General features: G+C 47.4%; 14 protein-coding genes, 1 pseudogene and 1 CRISPR repeat array. Of the genes and pseudogenes, 11 read left to right on the forward strand and 4 right to left on the reverse strand.

Annotated elements, in window-relative coordinates; translation table 11 throughout:
• Positions 1-76 precede the first annotated feature (76 nt).
• The 4 genes from BMX05_RS06945 to cas6f are packed head-to-tail and all read left to right on the forward strand — an operon-like array spanning position 77 to position 3,932.
• Positions 77-1,357: a type I-F CRISPR-associated protein Csy1 gene (locus BMX05_RS06945; RefSeq protein ID WP_093309351.1), complete on the forward strand. Its 1,281-nt coding sequence runs from the start codon at positions 77-79 to the stop codon at positions 1,355-1,357.
• On the forward strand, positions 1,354-2,241 hold the full coding sequence (gene csy2 / locus BMX05_RS06950; RefSeq protein WP_093309352.1) for a type I-F CRISPR-associated protein Csy2: 888 nt from the start codon (positions 1,354-1,356) through the stop codon (positions 2,239-2,241). Before BMX05_RS06945 ends, csy2 begins: the two co-directional genes overlap by 4 nt.
• Before the next feature lie 11 nt (positions 2,242-2,252).
• Complete coding sequence (gene csy3 / locus BMX05_RS06955) at positions 2,253-3,284, forward strand: type I-F CRISPR-associated protein Csy3 (RefSeq protein WP_093309353.1); 1,032 nt, start codon at positions 2,253-2,255, stop codon at positions 3,282-3,284.
• Positions 3,285-3,293: 9 nt separating this feature from the next.
• Positions 3,294-3,932 (forward strand): type I-F CRISPR-associated endoribonuclease Cas6/Csy4, encoded by a 639-nt coding sequence (gene cas6f / locus BMX05_RS06960; protein WP_093309354.1) that lies wholly within the window; start codon positions 3,294-3,296, stop codon positions 3,930-3,932.
• Positions 3,933-4,087: 155 nt separating this feature from the next.
• Positions 4,088-11,075: direct repeats of the CRISPR family, unit length 28 nt; unit sequence GTTCACTGCCACACAGGCAGCTTAGAAA.
• Between the two features lie 62 nt (positions 11,076-11,137).
• On the opposite strand, the pseudogene BMX05_RS12980 reads toward cas6f, so the two are convergent.
• The 3 genes and pseudogenes from BMX05_RS12980 to nadB form a co-directional block, all read right to left on the reverse strand.
• Positions 11,138-11,506 (reverse strand): annotated as a pseudogene (locus BMX05_RS12980) (hypothetical protein); the annotation flags it as partial.
• The gene (locus tag BMX05_RS06965; protein WP_093309356.1) at positions 11,466-11,789 is read right to left on the reverse strand and encodes an FAD assembly factor SdhE; all 324 of its coding nucleotides are present in this window, start codon (positions 11,787-11,789) and stop codon (positions 11,466-11,468) included. The gene BMX05_RS06965 and the pseudogene BMX05_RS12980, both read right to left, overlap by 41 nt.
• A 109-nt stretch (positions 11,790-11,898) precedes the next feature.
• Complete coding sequence (gene nadB, locus BMX05_RS06970; protein WP_093309357.1) at positions 11,899-13,521, reverse strand: L-aspartate oxidase; 1,623 nt, start codon at positions 13,519-13,521, stop codon at positions 11,899-11,901.
• Between the two features lie 346 nt (positions 13,522-13,867).
• On the opposite strand from nadB, the gene rpoE reads away from it, so the two are divergent.
• The 7 genes from rpoE to BMX05_RS07005 all read left to right on the forward strand — a co-directional run bounded on the left by rpoE (position 13,868) and on the right by BMX05_RS07005 (position 21,090).
• Positions 13,868-14,470, forward strand: a complete 603-nt coding sequence (gene rpoE / locus BMX05_RS06975) for an RNA polymerase sigma factor RpoE (protein ID WP_093309359.1) — start codon at positions 13,868-13,870, stop codon at positions 14,468-14,470.
• A gap of 67 nt (positions 14,471-14,537) precedes the next feature.
• Positions 14,538-15,233 carry a sigma-E factor negative regulatory protein gene (locus BMX05_RS06980; protein WP_177166821.1) on the forward strand — a complete coding sequence of 232 codons (696 nt, stop codon included), beginning with the start codon at positions 14,538-14,540 and terminating at the stop codon, positions 15,231-15,233.
• Between the two features lie 166 nt (positions 15,234-15,399).
• On the forward strand, positions 15,400-16,497 hold the full coding sequence (locus BMX05_RS06985) for a MucB/RseB C-terminal domain-containing protein (protein WP_093309361.1): 1,098 nt from the start codon (positions 15,400-15,402) through the stop codon (positions 16,495-16,497).
• 24 nt (positions 16,498-16,521) lie between these two features.
• Positions 16,522-17,010 carry a SoxR reducing system RseC family protein gene (locus BMX05_RS06990; protein WP_093309363.1) on the forward strand — a complete coding sequence of 163 codons (489 nt, stop codon included), beginning with the start codon at positions 16,522-16,524 and terminating at the stop codon, positions 17,008-17,010.
• Between the two features lie 13 nt (positions 17,011-17,023).
• Positions 17,024-18,424 carry a DegQ family serine endoprotease gene (locus tag BMX05_RS06995; RefSeq protein WP_093309364.1) on the forward strand — a complete coding sequence of 467 codons (1,401 nt, stop codon included), beginning with the start codon at positions 17,024-17,026 and terminating at the stop codon, positions 18,422-18,424.
• Between the two features lie 21 nt (positions 18,425-18,445).
• On the forward strand, positions 18,446-18,688 hold the full coding sequence (locus BMX05_RS07000; RefSeq protein ID WP_093309365.1) for a heavy-metal-associated domain-containing protein: 243 nt from the start codon (positions 18,446-18,448) through the stop codon (positions 18,686-18,688).
• Positions 18,689-18,789: 101 nt separating this feature from the next.
• Positions 18,790-21,090 (forward strand): heavy metal translocating P-type ATPase, encoded by a 2,301-nt coding sequence (locus BMX05_RS07005; protein ID WP_093309367.1) that lies wholly within the window; start codon positions 18,790-18,792, stop codon positions 21,088-21,090.
• Positions 21,091-21,621: 531 nt separating this feature from the next.
• On the opposite strand, the gene BMX05_RS07010 is transcribed toward BMX05_RS07005, so the two are convergent.
• Positions 21,622-21,822: a hypothetical protein gene (locus BMX05_RS07010; RefSeq protein ID WP_093309369.1), complete on the reverse strand. Its 201-nt coding sequence runs from the start codon at positions 21,820-21,822 to the stop codon at positions 21,622-21,624.
• Positions 21,823-21,900 lie beyond the last annotated feature (78 nt).

A 21,900-nucleotide genomic window follows, 5' to 3' on the forward strand; every position in this document is an offset into this window, starting at 1 on the left:
ATAATTAAATAATGGTTGATAAAATTTTGGGCTGTCTATAGACTGATTAAAACTTGATCGAAAAAGGAGATATCAGGTGTTAGATCCAGCAATAGCCGCCTTTTTTGCGGAGCGTAAAGAAGCATGGCTAAAGAAAAATATCAGTGCAGCAATGTCTGATGCAGAAGTATTAGAAAAACAACAGGCGTGTGAGCAGAACTTTTTATTAGATAACTGGTTGCCTGATGCGTCGCGTAGAGTATGCAGTAGGGCGTTAACTACTCATCCAAGTAAATTTAGCCATCCAAGTACAGGCGTTGGAAAAACAAATATTAAGGATGGCACCTTTGTATCTCCTGTATTGTTTGAAGGAAATCAACGTAATGATGGCTTTTTCAGATCTGGCAATGTGAGATTTGATTTGACCGATTCAGTTGGAGACGCTGGTGCGTTGGCTGCTGAAGATTTTCTTCGCGTTACTCTTTCTGATGGTATGAGTGTTCTTCAACACATCGAGTCTGAGACTAAAGTAGCTAGAGAGCTTTTAACGGTTAAAGGTGTTGACTATGAACAACTTCGCTCAAGCTTCTTAGCTATTAAAAGTACAAGTGAAGAAACGTCTACGAACTCAAAAATCAAGCAGGTTTATTTTCCGGTCGCAGATCAGCAGTATCACTTACTTTCTTTATTGACGCATTCTGGGCATTTATTTGAGCTTCGACAACGACTTGATGCCCTTCGATTTAGTAATGAAGCGAATGAGGCAAGAGAGTGTAAGAAAGCAAATCGGTTTCATCCCGCTGGTTATCAAGAAATATTCGGTCTCACCACGATAGGATTTGGTGGAACCAAACCTGCAAATATAAGTGTGTTAAACAATAAATTTGCAGGTAAAGCGCATTTGCTGCCTTCCATGCCACCTGAGTTAACACCTCGCAATATCCGTTTGCCAAAAACCGACTTTTTTAAAGAGAGTTTTACCGCTTGGCAAGCCAAAGAGGTACTGGAAGCGCTGCATCGCATCTTTCTCACCGATTACAACAATATCAGTATTCGTGATGGGCGCGATTACCGCATTCAGCAATACCTTGATTTGGTGATTGAAAAAATGTGGCAAGTACGTCTGTTTCTCGAAGCGTATTCGGGTGAATTATCGAGTGCCTTGCCTTTGGAGCAAAAGATTTGGCTCTATCCAGAGTTTACTGAGCAGCGTCAGCAAGAGGATGAGTGGCTCGATCAAATTACTCGCCATATTGCCCGTGGCTTAAGAAATCACTACACACGCAGTAAAGTGATTGCCAATCCCGTCACCTTGGCAGACCAAGAGCTGTTGGCGATTGAAAAAGTGGTCGCCAGCAATCAGGAGAACTTGCGATGAAGGTATTAATTTTACCGCATTTAAAAATTCACAACGCCAATGCACTTTCCAGCCCCTTTACTATTGGCTTTCCAGCGATGACGGCATGGTTAGGCTTTGTGCATGCCTTAGAACGCAAGCTGATCCAAGCTGGTTTATCCGATCTGATGCTGCAGAGTGCGGCTGTGGTAAGCCACCGTTGTGATGTACAGATTTATAAAGGCGAAGGTGATTACGTCCACTCGATCATAGGGACGGGTAATCCACTTGATAAGGAGGGTTCACGCCCAGCATTTATTGAGGAAGCCCGCTGTCATTTAGATATTTCCCTTGTGATTGAGTGGAGTGGCAATGAGGATCAAGTTGAGCAAGCAGATTTTGCCGAACAGTTACAAGCGGTGATCGCGACGATGAAAGTCGCAGGCGGCGACGTTTTTTCCGTTGGGAAGCCCTCAATTCAATCAGTGATTACGGAAGAGGATACAGCCCAAGTCCTACGCCAATTAATGCCAGGTTATGTGCTGATCGAACGCCGCGATTTAATGATTGAAGCTATGCAGCAAGGCGCTGATGCGCTGGATGCCTTGCTTGGTTACCTCACCGTACACCACCAATGTGAACAACTTGAAGATGAAAGTGTGGTTTGGCGTAGCCAGCGCAAAACCAGTGGCTGGATTGTGCCCATTGCTACCGGTTTTCAGGGTATTTCGCCATTAGGTGAGGCAAAAAATCAGCGCGATCCTGAGGTACCGCACCGCTTTGCTGAAAGTGTGGTCACCCTAGGGGAATTTGTCATGGCGCACAAAATCAAGCACCTCGATAACATCCTTTGGCAATACCACCCCGATTTAGAAAACGATCTTTACCTTTGTCAGCAAGTCAACGCTATCAACGAGCATCAATAAGGAGTGATCTCATGGCTAAAAATAAAGACCTTGTATCAGTACTCGCATTTGAAAAAAAATTAGTGCCATCCGATGGCTATTTCTTTGGATGCCAGTGGGAAACCAAAGAGCAAGCAACCCCATTAGCTCTGCAAGAAAAATCCGTGCGCGGCACGATTTCCAATCGCTTAAAATCAGCGGTGAAAAATGATCCCGCTAAACTGAATGCGGAAGTTGAGAAAGCAAACTTACAGCGAGTGGATGCCTGTGCTTTGGGGCAAGATCAGGATACTTTGAAATTGCATTTTACGCTGAAAGTATTAGGCGGTCTTGCTCAGCCTTCTGCCTGTAATAATGCGCAGTTTAAACAAAGTTACAGTGCTGCAGTTTCCCAATATATTGACAAATATGGTTTTGTTGAATTGGCAAAACGCTATGCCACTAACCTTGCTAATGCCCGTTTTTTATGGCGCAACCGAGTGGGTGCCGAAGTAATTGAAGTGCAGGTGAAAGCGTTAAACCAAGGTGCAGAGCAAACTTGGACTTTTGATGCTAAACAATTTAGCACACGTCATTTTGATCATCAGGATGCACAAGTCCATAGCTTGGCAGAGCGTATTGCCAAGGCGCTGGCGAGTGAATCTGATTGTTTGATGCTGCAAATTGACTGTTATGCCAAAGTCGGTAAAGCACAAGAAGTTTATCCAAGTGAAGAGTTAGTGCTGGATAAAAGCAATAGTAAAACCAAGAAAAGTAAAATCCTTTATGCAGTCAAGGATCATGCTGCGATGCACTCGCAAAAAATCGGTAATGCACTGCGTTCCATTGATACTTGGTACCCAGAATACGCATCCGAAGAACAAAGCGCAGGTGCGATTGCCATTGAGCCTTATGGTGCTGTGACCAATTTAGGTAAAGCCTTCCGTACCCCAAAAGATAAGCAGGACTTTTACACCTTCTTTGATAAATGGGCGCGTGGTGAAGATTTACCGCGTGAAGAAGATGAACACTACGTCATGGCGGTATTGGTACGCGGTGGTGTGTTTGGTGAAAGTGATAAATAGGTGGCAGTGATGAACTACTACCAAGAAATCACTTTGCTACCAGAGGCAGAAATACCTCTTGCCTTTCTTTGGCAAAACGTTTTTCAACAAGTGCACATTGCTTTGGTGGAGCACAAAGTGGCGAGCAACCAATCTCTGGTTGCGGTCGGTTTTCCTGAATACGGCCAGAAAGGCTTTCCTCTGGGCAGTAAGCTGCGCTTATTTGCTAAGGAGCAAGCGACACTGGAAAAGTTAGCGATTGATCAGTGGCTCACTCGGTTGCAAGACTATGTCCACATCAAAGGAATTAAACCCGTACCAGAGGATGTAAGTTACGTCAGCTTTGTACGCAAACCGGTGAAATCACCCGAACGAGTGGAGCAAGAGATGCAGCAAAAGGCCACCCTATGGGCAGCAAAATCCGGTAAACCCTTAGTGGAATGCTTAGCGGATTTGCAACAAAGCAAGCCGATAGCCTGGTGTACTTTGCCGTTTATTTACTTGCACAGTCAACAAACCAAGCAATGCTCGCCGGATAAAAGCAGCAAATTCCCGCTGTTTATTGAGATGCTGCCTCAAAGTACAGCATTGGAAGGACAGTTCAATTGCTATGGGCTAAGCCAAAAAGGGAGGACACAGCAGACATTAGCCACTGTTCCGCATTTTTAGACCTTAGAGAAAGGGTAAGTGTTTACCCTTTCTTTTTGCTCTTTAAAAATAGGTTTAAAATACAATAAGTTGTGCTGGATGGCTTTCAACAAGGTAAAAATACGGTTTTTTCCCTAAGTCTCTATTGCAACTTATTTTTATCTGTTTATTCTATTGTTCACTGCCACACAGGCAGCTTAGAAAACGCGCCTATCTGACATTATCGACGTAACCGTGTTCACTGCCACACAGGCAGCTTAGAAACTGCTTGACTACCACCGAAAGCATCGTAAAGCGTTCACTGCCACACAGGCAGCTTAGAAATGACCGGTGCGGTTGCCTCCTTGAGCGCCACCGTTCACTGCCACACAGGCAGCTTAGAAATGAGCCAGTAAGTACCTCAAAACCGCACTGGCGTTCACTGCCACACAGGCAGCTTAGAAAAACGCCGTCTACACGATGGGTGATGCGTCAAAGTTCACTGCCACACAGGCAGCTTAGAAACGATGCGTGCATTTGAGTAAAGCATTTTACCCGTTCACTGCCACACAGGCAGCTTAGAAAAGCACTGCGCGACGAACCGCTTTAGACTCACGGTTCACTGCCACACAGGCAGCTTAGAAAAGACGCTAGCAGCGGGTGAAGATGGCACAGAAGTTCACTGCCACACAGGCAGCTTAGAAAGATTGTTGGTTGTTCTGTCGTTGTTTGTGCAAGTTCACTGCCACACAGGCAGCTTAGAAAGATCATGTTCAAGGCTACGATGCAAGCAGTCTGTTCACTGCCACACAGGCAGCTTAGAAAAGGCTTGTGCGTCCCTTTTTTAGTGATGACTGGTTCACTGCCACACAGGCAGCTTAGAAAGTATAGACGCTTGTAGCGGCGTCCTACGGTTCGTTCACTGCCACACAGGCAGCTTAGAAACAAATCCCTTGGGCTTTGTCTGCTATCTCTTGGTTCACTGCCACACAGGCAGCTTAGAAAACCGCGAAATCGAAGCGGCAACCAACCTCTTGGTTCACTGCCACACAGGCAGCTTAGAAATCAAGCTGTGGGTAGCTTGTTGTCACCCGCCCGTTCACTGCCACACAGGCAGCTTAGAAAAAGGCGAGCGACACGCTCATGGTATCGGGTGAGTTCACTGCCACACAGGCAGCTTAGAAAATGCGTGTCATCAGCGCGGCACCACGATTATAGTTCACTGCCACACAGGCAGCTTAGAAAATCATTATATCAGAAAGCTCGCTAAAGCTCGTGTTCACTGCCACACAGGCAGCTTAGAAAAGAGTGGAGGGTAAGAAGCCATCACTGGCTAAGTTCACTGCCACACAGGCAGCTTAGAAAAGCTCGCGCGCGCGCTCTGCAATTTTTTTCTTGTTCACTGCCACACAGGCAGCTTAGAAAAACAGTTTCACCCTACACTAACGCATCCACCAGTTCACTGCCACACAGGCAGCTTAGAAAATATAATCCGCGTGCAGGCGGTTTTGCTCGACGTTCACTGCCACACAGGCAGCTTAGAAAAGCTAGATGCTTTTCGTGATACCTACGGTGCAGTTCACTGCCACACAGGCAGCTTAGAAAGTACTCAAGGGCTGATGGCTTGCAGTCGAGCCGTTCACTGCCACACAGGCAGCTTAGAAAATCATTATATCAGAAAGCTCGCTAAAGCTCGTGTTCACTGCCACACAGGCAGCTTAGAAAAGAGTGGAGGGTAAGAAGCCATCACTGGCTAAGTTCACTGCCACACAGGCAGCTTAGAAAAGCTCGCGCGCGCGCTCTGCAATTTTTTTCTTGTTCACTGCCACACAGGCAGCTTAGAAAAACAGTTTCACCCTACACTAACGCATCCACCAGTTCACTGCCACACAGGCAGCTTAGAAAATATAATCCGCGTGCAGGCGGTTTTGCTCGACGTTCACTGCCACACAGGCAGCTTAGAAAGCGACCTTCAGCCGTCCCTTGCTAGCCTAGGCGTTCACTGCCACACAGGCAGCTTAGAAACCCATGAGTGGCCCGCTGGGGCGCTAGCACACGTTCACTGCCACACAGGCAGCTTAGAAAGCTAGACGGGGTTTGCGCTTGCTGTGGAGGCGGTTCACTGCCACACAGGCAGCTTAGAAATGCGATGCAGCTGATGTTGCGCCTAAGTCACTGTTCACTGCCACACAGGCAGCTTAGAAAAAGACAAGGAGGATTTGGCATGTATATCTGGCGTTCACTGCCACACAGGCAGCTTAGAAACAATCAGGCATATCATCTTCGGTCATGCTTGGGTTCACTGCCACACAGGCAGCTTAGAAAAGATTGAGTTCCGCTGCATTTTGTTGACTTTGGTTCACTGCCACACAGGCAGCTTAGAAAAAAAAGTACAAGGCGCAGAATGGCGTGGCATCGTTCACTGCCACACAGGCAGCTTAGAAAATAAATATCGCGTAATCAGCAACCCAACCGTAGTTCACTGCCACACAGGCAGCTTAGAAAGCAGATTACTTAAACGTCGTGGATGGCGGCGGGTTCACTGCCACACAGGCAGCTTAGAAATCCCGTTCACTGCGCTTCTTGAAGTGAAAAACGTTCACTGCCACACAGGCAGCTTAGAAAGCTAGAGTTTAAATTAAAAAGTGAAGCTATCTGTTCACTGCCACACAGGCAGCTTAGAAATCTTATCTTGCGTGCTTGCTCAAAAACAATCTGTTCACTGCCACACAGGCAGCTTAGAAAGCACGTGGATCCGAGAGTTATCATCCAGCTAGGTTCACTGCCACACAGGCAGCTTAGAAATGCATCTGTGATGTCAGTGCCCATCAAAATATGTTCACTGCCACACAGGCAGCTTAGAAAAATAGTGCCTTCACTAGAACAAATCAAAACGCGTTCACTGCCACACAGGCAGCTTAGAAACACAAACCCGGGCGGCGACTCTAGATCAATATGTTCACTGCCACACAGGCAGCTTAGAAAAGCTTGCTTAAAGCGCGGATCGTTTGCCATGCGTTCACTGCCACACAGGCAGCTTAGAAAAAAAGTCACTTGCGAAAGGCCGTAGAGTATCGGTTCACTGCCACACAGGCAGCTTAGAAATATCGCACTTACTAAAGCCATAGTACTTGTAGGTTCACTGCCACACAGGCAGCTTAGAAACGCCATCTTTCTTGATCCGCTAGTAAAGTCAAGTTCACTGCCACACAGGCAGCTTAGAAAGTCGTTACGAAACTGCATGATGTCGCCGTGGAGTTCACTGCCACACAGGCAGCTTAGAAAAACAAGGTCAAAACAGCCTGCTCAATCTTGGTGTTCACTGCCACACAGGCAGCTTAGAAAAATCTTGTCGGTAGCGGCCTTGTAAGCATTAAGTTCACTGCCACACAGGCAGCTTAGAAATAAAGGCGGCGATGCAGGACGAAAGCGGGCGTGTTCACTGCCACACAGGCAGCTTAGAAAAAAGTCATTTCGCTGCATGGCGCTAAAAGTCAGTTCACTGCCACACAGGCAGCTTAGAAATGCTGCGGCTGGGCGTTTCTAGTGGTTGGGTTGTTCACTGCCACACAGGCAGCTTAGAAAGGACTGAAAGACGATTTTTAGCGGCACTTGAGGTTCACTGCCACACAGGCAGCTTAGAAAAAATCGCGGCATATTGCACGGATGAGATCGGGGTTCACTGCCACACAGGCAGCTTAGAAATGGCGTGGGCCAGTGCGGCTTCGAAGTGCTTAGTTCACTGCCACACAGGCAGCTTAGAAATTTACTTGATACCTTACCCAAAGGGTGGCGCTGTTCACTGCCACACAGGCAGCTTAGAAATGCGGTATATGGTTGGCAGGCATGGCCCCGCCGTTCACTGCCACACAGGCAGCTTAGAAAGATAAATAAGCAAATCCTCCCTGCTGTTTTTCGTTCACTGCCACACAGGCAGCTTAGAAAGTACGGATCATGGTGCATTCTGTGTGACTTGGGTTCACTGCCACACAGGCAGCTTAGAAAAGTTGATCAACTTTAGTTACAAGGCCGGTAGAGTTCACTGCCACACAGGCAGCTTAGAAACGGTGCAATGATGGGCACCACATCCCGTGGGCGTTCACTGCCACACAGGCAGCTTAGAAACAGTTCTGGGCAATCCCCGAAGCCGATTGGATGTTCACTGCCACACAGGCAGCTTAGAAAACAAGAAGTATCCAGAAGCCACGTGGGTCGTTGTTCACTGCCACACAGGCAGCTTAGAAATGTGATGATTTCCGCAGCAAGCTCCAGCATGTGTTCACTGCCACACAGGCAGCTTAGAAAAATCAATGCCAAGCTCAGACATTAGTTGAGACGTTCACTGCCACACAGGCAGCTTAGAAAGCAGACAACAAAAAACCCGCACTAGGCGGGTTGTTCACTGCCACACAGGCAGCTTAGAAACATTGTCGCGCCGTGGATTGAGTCGCCACCAGGTTCACTGCCACACAGGCAGCTTAGAAAACGTAGGCAACCGAAAGGTTAGTGCTAGTTGTGTTCACTGCCACACAGGCAGCTTAGAAAAGTACGACGCTTTTAATCACGTCGCTTTACTTGTTCACTGCCACACAGGCAGCTTAGAAAACACTTGCTGTGGCCGCCGATGCAGGAGTTGTGTTCACTGCCACACAGGCAGCTTAGAAACCAGATGCGCAGCTACTTGCTATCGCGGATGGGTTCACTGCCACACAGGCAGCTTAGAAATCCAAGATGCATATCCGCGCCCGTGGCGCACCGTTCACTGCCACACAGGCAGCTTAGAAACCCAGCCTTTGCCAGTGTCTTTTTATATAAGCGTTCACTGCCACACAGGCAGCTTAGAAAGCCACCAAAGGGCAGCAAGAGGCTTACCGTGCGTTCACTGCCACACAGGCAGCTTAGAAACGTCGGGATAGCCGCAAAATAAAGATAACAAAGTTCACTGCCACACAGGCAGCTTAGAAATGTATATTTTCTTGTCCTGTATAATCCCGATAGTTCACTGCCACACAGGCAGCTTAGAAACAACACATCGGGATCAAACTTGATCAGGTCAAGTTCACTGCCACACAGGCAGCTTAGAAAAAAGTGCTCATCCTAGGCCAGCACGCCACCTTGTTCACTGCCACACAGGCAGCTTAGAAAGCCAAGCCCGCTGAGGGCATGAGCATCAACGAGTTCACTGCCACACAGGCAGCTTAGAAAAGACCCGTATACACGGGCGACGGCTGGTGCATGTTCACTGCCACACAGGCAGCTTAGAAAAAGCAGGCAAAGACCTTTAATCGAGCGTGGGTGTTCACTGCCACACAGGCAGCTTAGAAATAGTATGAAAAAAGTCAAAGCAATCAATACCGGTTCACTGCCACACAGGCAGCTTAGAAATCTTTGTAGTGCAATCCGTCACGCATACCCTTGTTCACTGCCACACAGGCAGCTTAGAAAGCGTTGTCCGCGTCTTTCAGACTTTAGCCGAAGTTCACTGCCACACAGGCAGCTTAGAAAGCACGGCGTTTGGCTCATCACTGCGGGCATTGGTTCACTGCCACACAGGCAGCTTAGAAACGCTTTTCGTGTTTCCGTTCTTCTGTGCTATGGTTCACTGCCACACAGGCAGCTTAGAAAGCCACCAAAGGGCAGCAAGAGGCTTACCGTGCGTTCACTGCCACACAGGCAGCTTAGAAACGTCGGGATAGCCGCAAAATAAAGATAACAAAGTTCACTGCCACACAGGCAGCTTAGAAATGTATATTTTCTTGTCCTGTATAATCCCGATAGTTCACTGCCACACAGGCAGCTTAGAAACAACACATCGGGATCAAACTTGATCAGGTCAAGTTCACTGCCACACAGGCAGCTTAGAAAAAAGTGCTCATCCTAGGCCAGCACGCCACCTTGTTCACTGCCACACAGGCAGCTTAGAAAGTGGCACTCAGTTCCGGCAATGGGCTACCCGGGTTCACTGCCACACAGGCAGCTTAGAAAAACTCAAGCGCGGCAACCAAGCAGCGGTTGCCGTTCACTGCCACACAGGCAGCTTAGAAAGCCTTGTGCCTAATGCGCTAACACAGGCTATCGTTCACTGCCACACAGGCAGCTTAGAAATATAGCGCTCCTTACATAGACCCCTTTGATAAGTTCACTGCCACACAGGCAGCTTAGAAACGCACGTACTTATACTTTGAGCACTGGACATCGTTCACTGCCACACAGGCAGCTTAGAAATCAAAGACAAGCGTGTGCACGATCCGCTCAAGGTTCACTGCCACACAGGCAGCTTAGAAATATAAAAGTACAATCTTAACACTGTACGATTAGTTCACTGCCACACAGGCAGCTTAGAAAAACACATAGGCACAAAAAAGCCCCTATGGGCTGTTCACTGCCACACAGGCAGCTTAGAAACTTCTGATACGTGCTTGCGATTAGTCGCAATCGTTCACTGCCACACAGGCAGCTTAGAAAGTAATGACAAGCGCGTTTTTGGGCCTGAAAAAGTTCACTGCCACACAGGCAGCTTAGAAAGAACTCAACGCTTACGAAGAAGACAAGGGAAGGTTCACTGCCACACAGGCAGCTTAGAAATGTGGCGTCAAAAGTTCGGCATCCATGCCTAAGTTCACTGCCACACAGGCAGCTTAGAAAAGCGAGGTCATGAGCGAAGACGAGTACGTATAGTTCACTGCCACACAGGCAGCTTAGAAAGGACTGTGCTGCGGCCTCATAGATGCGGCCAAGTTCACTGCCACACAGGCAGCTTAGAAATCTTGAGCGCTCACGCCTCGCATAATTCTGTAGTTCACTGCCACACAGGCAGCTTAGAAAATTGATTTAATGATGGCTTTTTTCTGGGGGTTGTTCACTGCCACACAGGCAGCTTAGAAATTGGGATTGTTTTTCCCGTCTCCCAGCGCCAAGTTCACTGCCACACAGGCAGCTTAGAAATGACGCTGTGTTGATTGGTGTTACAGCAACGCGTTCACTGCCACACAGGCAGCTTAGAAATCTGGGACCCCACCGTTTTGTTACCGCCCCAAGTTCACTGCCACACAGGCAGCTTAGAAATATAATCCTGGGTAAACCGTGCCGTTTGAGGTGTTCACTGCCACACAGGCAGCTTAGAAAAGTGTGGACGGCAGGGACGTATACCCGAGGCCGTTCACTGCCACACAGGCAGCTTAACTTTTTGTGTATCTTAATTCTAATTTTAGCCTATGCCAGTCTGTTGCTGTCATTTGATCGGCATACAGGCTACAAGCAAAGGCTTGCCTTGAATGAAGAGGCTTTACTTGGAATCGGATATAGCTTCTGCCAAGCCATAAAGGGACAAGACGTGCTGCCTGTACTTGTGTATCGGCCCATTGTAAACGCGGTGTTGGTTCAGCAAACAGAATCAAGCAGTGTAAGCTTTGGGTTTTTTGGTAATCTTGGTAACTCCAAAACCCCCAAAGCACACTGCCTAAAATAACAGCGATGAGTGCTGGTCCGCCAAGGTGGCTTAGCAGGTAATAGCTGAGAAGAATCAGCAAAGGCAAGGCCATTCCCCAGCTGATAACCAGCACATAACGTGCATAATTAGAGGGTGCGATATTGATCTGAATTGGTGTTTTCTGCATGGTCGATGATCATCTCGACAATACGTTTGTGTTCAGAATCTTCTGGCAATTCGCGACGCATCATCCACACAAACAGATCTTGATCTTCACAGGTGATTAAGTCCTGATAGGCTTGTTGATCTGCAGCGGATAAGTAGGGGTAACGGTGTTGTAGGAAAGGAATCAGCAACAAATCCAGCTCCCACATACCACGGCGACTATGCCAGTATAAACGCTTTAGTTCTGGATCTGCTTGTGCGGCGAGCTCAGGTGTTGCAATCGAGGAAACTTGCGCTTGTGTCATGGCGAATTTAGGCCTCATTAACAGGTGAAAAAGATCCCTAGTATAGCATTGGTTGTTGGTGATTAGGGTGTTAGACCTTGGCTATAGCCCCATCGCTTTTGTATACGAATTACCAAATGTCCGGTGTTAAGATGGTATCACGTGTGCTTGCTGCTGTGCGTGGATAGTCAAGTGTATAATGTAATCCCCGACTTTCTTTACGCAATAAGGCAGAGCGAATAATTAATTCAGCGACACTGGCCAAATTTCTTAGCTCTAATAAATCCCCACTAATACGATAATTAGTATAATATTCGCTGATTTCACTTTGTAATAACTGAATTCTGTGGCTGGCTCTTTGTAAACGTTTATCGGTTCTTACAATCCCTACATAATCCCACATAAAACGGCGTAACTCTTCCCAATTGTGACTAATAACCACATCCTCATCTGAATCTGTGACTAAAGAAGCATCCCAATCAGGAATCTTCACTTCAGGTAATTTATTTTGGTTTAACTCAGCACGAATCGCCTTGGCTGCACTCAGACCATAAACAATACATTCTAACAGAGAATTGCTGGCCATACGGTTGGCACCATGTAGACCAGTAAAACTGGTTTCGCCAATCGCATATAAATGTGGAATATCGGTACGTCCGGCCTGATCAATGACCACGCCGCCGCAAGTATAATGGGCAGCCGGTACAATCGGAATTGGGGTGCGGGTAATATCAATACCAAATTCTAGACATTTTTGATAAACAGTAGGGAAGTGATAAAGAATAAAATCTGCGGATTGATGGCTAATATCTAAATATAAGCAATCACTGCCTAATCGCTTCATTTCATGATCAATCGCACGGGCAACAATATCTCTGGGCGCCAGTTCTGCACGTTGATCAAATTTGTGCATAAAACGTTGGCCATCAGGTAATAATAAATGCGCACCTTCACCACGTAACGCTTCCGTAATCAAAAAAGATTTTGCTTGTGGGTGATATAAACAAGTGGGGTGGAATTGATTAAATTCCATATTAGCCACTCGACAGCCTGCACGCCATGCCATGGCAATCCCATCACCTGAACTACCATCGGGATTGCTAGTGTATAAATAAACTTTACTTGCGCCACCTGTGGCCAAAATCACATGCTGAGCATGAAAAACCTCAGTTTCCCCCGTGGTGCAGTTCAGGACATAAGCCCCCACACACGCTTGGTGGGCAAGGTTAAGTTTGCGGCCTGTAATCAGGTCAATGGCCATACGTTGGGGGAAGCAATCAATATTGGTTTGTTCATGTACGCGTGCCAGTAAAGTGTCTGTGATCGCTTGGCCGGTAGCATCAGCAGCATGCAAGATGCGTCTGTGGCTGTGGCCGCCTTCACGCGTGAGGTGATAAGGAAAGGCATCGGCTTTATCAGGTGTTTGTTGCATCTGCGCTAAGGTGGTGAAAGGTACGCCTTGCGCAATGAGCCATTCAATGCTGGCACGGCTTTGCTCGACGACAAAGCGTACGGTCTCTGGATGACATAAACCCGCACCTGCATTTAAGGTATCTTTCACATGCTTGTCGATACTGTCTTTAGCATCCATAACTGCGGCAACACCCCCTTGTGCCCAACGGGTAGAGCCTTCACCTAGGGCGCCTTTGCTTAATAAGGCAACACGTGCTTGGGGTGCAAGTTCTAGGGCGAGCGTCATGCCTGCAGCCCCACTACCTATAATCAAAACATCATAATGAAAGTGTTCACTCATGGCGTGAAGTCCTTGCTGGTGGCTAAACACAGGGATTAGGGAACTGGAGGCTTGCACCTAGAGTCACAAGGGTAATCCTGCTGTCTTGCGCATAAGGCGCTGAGTTGAAGGCAAATTGCCTAACATTGTCAAAGCACGAGCATTGATAGCAAGAGTAAATGATCGCACAATAGTCCTTAGGCCGTTGGGAGTTATGGGTATGAGTCATGCCACTTTCACTGCCCCTTGTACAGAGGGTAGGTTTTGGTCCAACTGTACACACGCTTTGCGTTTGACGTCTACGTCTAAGCGCAATTTTGATTCATTGAGCCAGTCAAAGGCCCTTAACTTGGACAATCGTGACCAGATGACAACAGCGAGGGACACTGACCAGCAGCTCGTTGAGCGCGTCAAACGAGGCGATAAACGTGCCTTCGACCTCTTGGTAAAGAAGTATCAGCATAAAATTTTGGCGTTAGTAGGGCGCTATATTCAAGACCCTCACGAAGTCTACGACGTGACGCAAGAAGCTTTTATCAAGGCCTATCGTGCGCTTGGTAAATTTCGTGCTGAAAGTGCATTTTATACTTGGTTATACCGAATTGCGATTAATACGGCGAAAAATCATCTCGTTGCGCGTGGCCGTCGTCCGCCCGGCAGTGATGTTGATGTGGAAGAAGCGGAAACCTTCGCGCATAACACAGGTTTAAAGGATATCGCATCTCCGGAAGCGAATTTGCTACGTGATCAACTAGAAAGTGCGCTTTTTGCTGCGATTGATCAATTACCAGATGATTTGCGTACGGCCATCCGCTTACGTGAACTTGATGGGTTGAGTTATGAAGATATTGCGCATGTCATGGATTGCCCTGTGGGCACTGTGCGTTCACGTATCTTTCGGGCACGTGAGGCGATAGATCAGCAATTAAGAGATTTGCTAGAAGGTGTCAAAAACGATTTGCGCGCCTAAATAGGCATCTTGATAGAAAGCTGTTTACAGAACATGTCTGTAAATTCAAGTAATGAGGGGCATTAATATGAGTGAACGGTTGCGACAAAGTTTGTCGAGCCTAATGGACAATGAAGCAGACGATTTAGAAGTACGACGTTTGCTCAATGCCTTGGAGGCTGACACAGAACTGAGTGAGCGTTGGCAACGCTACCATCTTGCACGTGCACTTTTGCAACAGCAGGCGGTTGATGTCACACAAGATATAAGTGCGGGTGTGATGCAACGTCTTGCGGATGAAGATCTAGCAGAAGAAGATGATGTTGAAAGACACCCGCACTCAAGCACATCAAAAACGCCTTTGTGGTTGTGGGTGCGTCAAGGTGCTATTGCGGCGTCTGTGGCTGTGATGCTGGTGACCGGGGTACAAGTATATTATGGCCATCAAGCAGGTCCCTCCGTTGAGGTAGCACACACGAGTGACAAAATAGCGCCGGTAGAAAAACTAGCCGCAAATACAGGAACAACACCGACTTATCTCAATCTACCTGAGGTGCCGAGTGCCAATCAGCCTTATTTGCTACCTGTGAATCAAACCAATTTACCCTTGTCACAAGCACAAGGCACGCCATTACAGCCGTTAGCAAATCAAGGTTTACTTTATCCTTATTTGCTCCAGCATGCTGAGGTCTCTGCTTTAGACACTCAGCAAGGCGCTTTGCCCTTGTTGCGCGTTTCTTCGTTGCAGGCATCTTGGCAAAATGTGGAGTCTGCTAAACCCTAAATGGCGTCTTGTCGACAAAAACCCTCGTCTCACAGGACGAGGGAAATCACCGGATACTTATTATTTTCTCGCGTCTTACCTTAAAGTGGCGGTTGAATGTGCATAAGCTTGTGGCCATGGTGGACACGGATTCAATGCCGCTTTCAGGATTCAATGAGGCTGCCCAATGCCCAACCTGCATCTTCTTTTTTTATCCTTGCCTAAAACCTGCTGGGTGCGCTTGTTGTGGGTTTGTGTGCTCAGCCTAGGCCAGCAGTCGCTTGTCTATGCTGTATCTAATGTGCAACCTGCAAAAGGGCAAGCCCATGTACAAACCAGTGAGCATCCGCAAACACCAGAACAAACTCTATTGGCCTTCTTAAATCAGCAGGCGCAATATCATGCACAGGGCATCTTGGTATTTCAGAAAGGGACGCATCTAGATACGGTACATTTTCGTTTTCAGCCTCATACTAATGGACACATGTATCGTGAGTGGCAGCATACCAATGGGCTGGTACGCCATTGGCTACAAGAAGGTAATCAATTACAAGGACGTTTTGCACAACATCCCCCCTTACCTGCTTTAGTTGTGCCTTGGGCAAACTGGCAGCAAGCTTTGGCGCATCAATGGCAGCATCTGCGCCAGTATTACACAGTGTTAGCAGCGCCGGCACAAAGGATTGCCAATCGTGAGGCTTACTGTGTGCGCTTGCAGGCGCAAGATATATGGCGTCATGGCTATCAGCTGTGTGTTGATCAGCAAACGGGAACGCCTTTACGTGCTGCTTTTGTCAATCAGCTGGATCAGGGCATATTAGAGCGCTTTGAAGTGGTGGATTTACAATACCAAGCATTAGCACCAGAGGAGCCTCCCCAAACCCAAGTGCCTGATCCTCAAGTCCCTAGAGTGAATCAAGGCGAAGCTAGCCACGAGACCCAAGTGCCTGTCACACGGCATTGGCAATATTTATGTCGCCCACATTGGATCCCCCAAGGATTTCGTTTGCAGTCTTATCAGGACCAACTTATTTTTCAAGGACGTCAGTTACAACAATTTTTCTACACCGATGGTTTGGCAGCCTTTAGTGTGTTTGTTGAACCAAGCCAAGATGCCCCCATTACTTCGGGAGCCTATCAAACAGGCGCATCCTTAGCTTTGGTGCAAGGGATCGATCCTTTACCAGCCAAAGTCCCCAAGTTAACTGGGGTCTTGGTTGGTGAGTTACCACAAATTAGCGCACAACGTATTTTAGCCTCACTCAAGTGCGAGCTGCGCAGATGAACAAGCAATCAATAGGTAAAGCCCATGATTGAAGAAGAAGTCCAAGTCACTCAGGTGACAAGCGATGGGCGCGTTTGGGTACAAGCACAAGGTAAACACGCTTGCATGAGCTGTCAGGCGCGTCAAGCGTGTGGACAATCCTTACTGGCAGAATCCTTCTTAGGTAAGTTTTTTCAGCGTCACCCAAGCTTGCAAGTCGCCTGTCCTTTTCCTGTGCAACTAGGGGATACGCTCCTTGTCGGTATTCCAGAACATACCTTGGTTTGGGGGGCGGTGCGTTTGTATTTGCTTCCTTTGTTAGCACTGATCTTAGTGGGTGCTTGGGCAGAACAGGTGGTCGCTTGGCCACAAGCTGCAGTGGCTGGGGCAGCCTTGGCTGCGATGGCACTGACTTTTGTCGGGGTACACTACTATGAACGTCAGTATGCACCCAGCAAATATTTACAGGTACTTAAAAAGAGCTCGTCCCTGTGCGAAGCGGTGCACACGCATCCGCTCAGTATCAAATCCTGATGGAGAATGTTTTATGCAACTTGCGATTTCTGCTCGGCGCTATGCGCTTTTTGGTGTTTTGGTACTTGCGGGCTTGATGTCCTTGGTTCCTGAGGTACAAGCACGTTCCTTACCGGATTTTACAGAACTTGTCGAAGAGGCATCGCCTGCAGTGGTTAATATTAGTACCACTCGGGTCGTCAATCAGCGCAGCGGTTTACAGGGTTTTATGAACCCAGAGGAACTACCACAATTATTCCGTCATTTTTTTGGTGATCAACTCCCTTTTAACTTGCCTGAAGGGAAAGCCGTACCAAGGCAATCACTCGGTTCGGGTTTTATCATCTCTGAAGACGGATATATTTTAACCAATAACCATGTGGTGGAAGAGGCGGACGAAATTATTGTGCGCTTAAGTGATCGACGTGAATTAACAGCCAAGTTAATTGGCAGCGATCCCAAAACGGATATTGCCTTGTTAAAAATAGAAGCGCGTGATTTGCCAGTCGTGGAATTAGGTAAGGTATCACGTTTAAAAGTAGGGGAATGGGTGTTGGCAATAGGCTCTCCCTTTGGTTTTGACCACACAGTGACCGCAGGCATTATTAGTGCCATGGGGCGTTCTTTACCGAATGAAACCTATGTGCCTTTTATTCAAACCGATGTTGCTATTAACCCAGGCAATTCTGGTGGGCCCTTGTTTAACTTAAAAGGCGAAGTGATCGGGATTAACTCACAAATTTATACCCGTTCAGGCGGCTTTATGGGGCTTTCTTTTGCGATCCCTATTGATGTGGCAATGAATGTTGTCGAGCAGCTAAAAGAAGATGGGCGCGTGGTGCGTGGTTGGCTAGGCGTGCAAATCCAAGAAGTGGATCGGGATTTGGCAAAATCTTTTGGTTTAGATCGTCCTATGGGCGCTTTGATTGCCTCTGTTGATGAACAAGGCCCAGCGGCACGCTCTGGTATCCAAAGTGGTGATATTGTCCTTGAATTTGATGGACATGAAATTAGCCGTGCGGGCGATTTGCCACCTGCAGTAGGGAATTTGCGTCCTGGGAATCAGGCTTATGCCAAAGTCTGGCGTGAAGGGCGTTTAATGACATTGACGGTTGAAGTTGGCGCGCGTCCTGAAGAAAACAAACTTGCCACCAGTCAGAGTGCACAAAATGCACCTTTAGGTCTGATTGTGAAGACACTAGAAGAAGGCACGCATCAGCCAAGATACGGTGTGCAAGTGGAACGTGTTTTAGAGGGTGAGGCAGCCCGTGCAGGGATTCAAGTAGGTGATGTTATTACCCGCTTGGGCTACACTCGCATACGCTCAGTACAAGATTGGCAAGCGCTAGTGGGAAATCTTGCCAGTGGGGAAGTTGTACATTTGCATGTGGTGCGTGAGGGACGCTCGCATTTTGTGGCCATTAAAGTGGATTAAGTGAGTCTCAAGGAGTTAAGTATGCCAAAATCAAAGCCAGCCTATGAATACAGTGTGCGTCTTGACGGTTTAGGGTGTACGGATTGTATTCATAAAGTGACAGAAGCCCTGATGGAGCTTGAAGGTGTGGTTTTAGTCGATACCTCTTTATCCCATGCTTGGGTTCATGGGCATGTGGATGAAAAGCAACTCATCCAAATACTAGAAGACTTAGGGTATAGCGCAGAAATCGAGTCTGTGCGTCCTTCGGAAGCTGGTGAGTAAACACTGATCCCCTTGCCTATACTTGGACAAGTAAAGCCTTACATGCCGTGTGCAGTAAGGCTTTTTTATTCTAAGCGGCAAAATTAAGGAGTGAGTTAATCATGGTCCCATCAAATACACAGAAGTTTGCCTTGCGAGGACTCAGATGCGCCGCTTGTGTAGCTAAAGTGGAGCAAGCCTTAGAACAACTCGATGGCGTGACCCAGATTCAAATCCATCTGGGCAATCGTACAGCAGTTATTGAAGGGGAGGTGCCGGCAGAAGCGATTCAAACACAAATTGCACACTTGGGATTCCAAGCCACACCGCTAGATACGCAAGCCCAAGAAGAAGCGTTTCGTGCTCAAGAAGCAAGTGCTCATCGCCATCATTTATATATTACCTTGTATGCCTTAGGCCAGGGTGTGGTGTTAATGGCGCTGATGCTGATGGGACTTTTGCCAGAGTTAACACAAGCGCACTGGCCTTCGCAAAGTCTTTGGCTGGGGATTGCACTTTTAAGTTTGAGTGTGATTTGGCTTAGTGGCAAACATTTCTATCGTGGTGCTTGGTTTGCCTTGCGCCAAGGCTACGCCAGTATGGATACCCTGATCGCTTTAGGTACAGGCAGTGCTTGGATTTATTCCACCTTGGTGAGTCTTAACCCCACTTGGTTTCCAGAAGCAGGGCGTCACCCTTATTTTGAAGCCGTCGTATGGATTTTAGGCTTGGTGAATTTAGGCCAATGGCTGGAACACAAAGCTCGTGGCCGTGCATCGCAAGCAATTCGCGCCTTAATGACATTACAGCCTGAACAAGCAAGTTTGTTACTAAAAGACGGTCAGGAACAAAAAATTGCTCTGGCTTCTGTGCAGGTTGGTGACAAGGTACGTGTGCGTCCGGGTGAGCGTATTCCTGCCGATGGCATCATCAAGGAAGGTTATGGGCACTTGGATGAGTCCATGTTAACCGGTGAGCCTTTAGCTATAAGTAAAACCCAAAATGATTGGGTTTATGCGGGGACCTTGAATCAAACGGGTAGTTTGGTCATGCAAGTACGCAAAGTGGGCGAAGATACAGCATTGGCAGAGATTATTCGTCAAGTGGAACAAGCACAGGCAAGTAAACCAGAGATTGCCCGTTTAGCTGACCGTATCAGTCGTATATTTGTCCCTGTGGTAGTGATTTTGGCCTTGTTCAGTGGTGCTTTGTGGTGGTGGTTAACAGAATTTCAGTATGCTATGACAGTCACTTTAAGCGTATTAGTCATCGCTTGCCCTTGTGCTTTAGGTTTAGCGACGCCTATCTCTTTACAAGTCGGTGTAGGACTAGCAGCACAACGTGGTGTGATGTTCCGTCGTGGCGACGCTTTGCAGGGCTTGGCAGAAGTTGATGTGTTAGTCATGGATAAAACAGGGACCTTAACCCAGGGTACGCCTCAATTAGTGGCTTGGCAAGATACCCAAGGGGTGTGCTTATTTGATCGTCAGAACAGTGTTGCCTTGACAGAAACACAGGCAACTTTGCTGGCAGATATTGCGAGTTTAGAGCAGCACTCAGAACACGCTCTGGCTGTGGCTTTAGTGAAGGCGGCACAAGCGCGAGCATTAGTTTTAACTTCTGATGTCACGGATGTACAAATTGAGGCCGGTTTGGGTGTGAGTGCGCGCGTACGTGGCCAGCAATATTGGATAGGTCAGCCTCAGTGGATTCTAGAAATGACTGAACAAGAGGCTTTTCCCCCAACTTGGGCAGAAAATTTTACAACTTGGTCGCAGCGTGGAGAAACATGCATTGCGGTAGCATGCAAGTCAGCACAGGCACCAATGCCCCATTTAACGGCCTTATTGGCGTTTGCTGATGAAGTCCGGCCAGAAGCTAAACAAATGATACAGGAAATGCGCACGCTCGGAAAAAAACTCGTTATGCTGACCGGAGATCAGCAAGTCACCGCAGAGAGTGTGGCGGCTTATTTAGGAATCGACCAAGTCTATGCTCAAGTCAGCCCGCAAGAGAAGCAAGTCTATATCCAGCAGCTACAAAAGCAGGGTTGCAAAGTTGCTATGATCGGTGATGGGATTAATGATGCTCCTGCCTTAGCACAAGCAGATGTAGGTATTGCTATGGGTACAGGAACTCATATTGCTTTGGAGGCAGCCGATGTGGCCTTAATGCGTGATAACTTGTATGCAGTCAAAGAAGCAGTGATCATTGCGCGTGAAAGCTTGCGTAATATTAAACAAAATCTTACAGGGGCTTTTATCTACAATATTATTGGGATTCCAATTGCTGCAGGTATTTTATTTCCACTAACAGGGGGGTTATTAAATCCTGCTTGGGCAAGTGCGGCTATGGCCTTATCTTCGTTAACCGTGGTGACTAATGCCAATCGGTTACATTTAAGTATTCGGCCCCATTTATAATAGGACAGACATAAAAAAGCCCTGCATCAGCAGGGCGACCATTTCCTTGGTGGATATCCTATCACTAACTTCCTAACGCTTTCCTTCTAGGCCTTGATAACTCCTTGTCTTAGTTCACTTCCGTGTTAAACGTCCTAAAATCCTCATACCTTTCCTCGGTAAGTTTACTTCCTGTAAGGCTAGTTTCCCTGCTAGCGATTCCTTGACTCCCGTCCTTGAGATCCTTGTATGGCGACTCCGTGTGTAGCTCCTTGCTACTGCGCCTAAACACCACTATAGCGGTTTGAGAATTTCATACTAGAGGTTTTTAACATGAAAGCATGTAATTTTTTGCTTACAACTTAAGTTGTATTTTTGCAGGAGAATAAAAAAGATATGCAAGTAGTGACATATAAAAAAAGCAGTCTTCTTAATAAGAAAGACTGCCTAAGGCTTACAAGACGCTAGATCAGTGCAGGGTGCTGAATCTAGGTCAACAAGCGGAGATGGAACAGGAGAACAAACAAAAAGGTACCGGCACGCCGCCTGTGATTAAGCCGCCTGCGTTGAATTGAAATGGGGTTCAACCAAGTAACGCCATGCGCTGAAGCTGACACTCATCAGAACACCGAGTACTAATGCAGGTAGTACAAGTATTGGCTCCATGATAAAAATACCGGCCAGTGCGGCGCTCACTACGGCAAAGACGAGTGCTTGAATTTCATCTGATACACGAGAGTCTAGGATTTTCATCATCAAATTCCTCAGTTGATTTGAGTAAAAAGGTAACACAAATTTTGAGAAAAGCAAGGGGGGTAACACTCAAAACTT

It is taken from the genome of Allopseudospirillum japonicum (assembly GCF_900108915.1).
GTDB lineage: Bacteria > Pseudomonadota > Gammaproteobacteria > Pseudomonadales > Halomonadaceae > Pseudospirillum > Pseudospirillum japonicum.

Coding starts and splice junctions, on each gene's coding strand:
- csy2 (WP_093309352.1), top strand. CDS start 1,354: ATGAAGGTATTAATTTTACCGCATTTAAAAATTCACAACGCCAATGCA.
- csy3 (WP_093309353.1), top strand. CDS start 2,253: ATGGCTAAAAATAAAGACCTTGTATCAGTACTCGCATTTGAAAAAAAA.
- cas6f (WP_093309354.1), top strand. CDS start 3,294: ATGAACTACTACCAAGAAATCACTTTGCTACCAGAGGCAGAAATACCT.
- BMX05_RS06965 (WP_093309356.1), bottom strand. CDS start 11,789: ATGACACAAGCGCAAGTTTCCTCGATTGCAACACCTGAGCTCGCCGCA.
- nadB (WP_093309357.1), bottom strand. CDS start 13,521: ATGAGTGAACACTTTCATTATGATGTTTTGATTATAGGTAGTGGGGCT.
- rpoE (WP_093309359.1), top strand. CDS start 13,868: ATGACAACAGCGAGGGACACTGACCAGCAGCTCGTTGAGCGCGTCAAA.
- BMX05_RS06980 (WP_177166821.1), top strand. CDS start 14,538: ATGAGTGAACGGTTGCGACAAAGTTTGTCGAGCCTAATGGACAATGAA.
- BMX05_RS06985 (WP_093309361.1), top strand. CDS start 15,400: ATGCCCAACCTGCATCTTCTTTTTTTATCCTTGCCTAAAACCTGCTGG.
- BMX05_RS06990 (WP_093309363.1), top strand. CDS start 16,522: ATGATTGAAGAAGAAGTCCAAGTCACTCAGGTGACAAGCGATGGGCGC.
- BMX05_RS06995 (WP_093309364.1), top strand. CDS start 17,024: ATGCAACTTGCGATTTCTGCTCGGCGCTATGCGCTTTTTGGTGTTTTG.
- BMX05_RS07000 (WP_093309365.1), top strand. CDS start 18,446: ATGCCAAAATCAAAGCCAGCCTATGAATACAGTGTGCGTCTTGACGGT.
- BMX05_RS07005 (WP_093309367.1), top strand. CDS start 18,790: ATGGTCCCATCAAATACACAGAAGTTTGCCTTGCGAGGACTCAGATGC.
- BMX05_RS07010 (WP_093309369.1), bottom strand. CDS start 21,822: ATGAAAATCCTAGACTCTCGTGTATCAGATGAAATTCAAGCACTCGTC.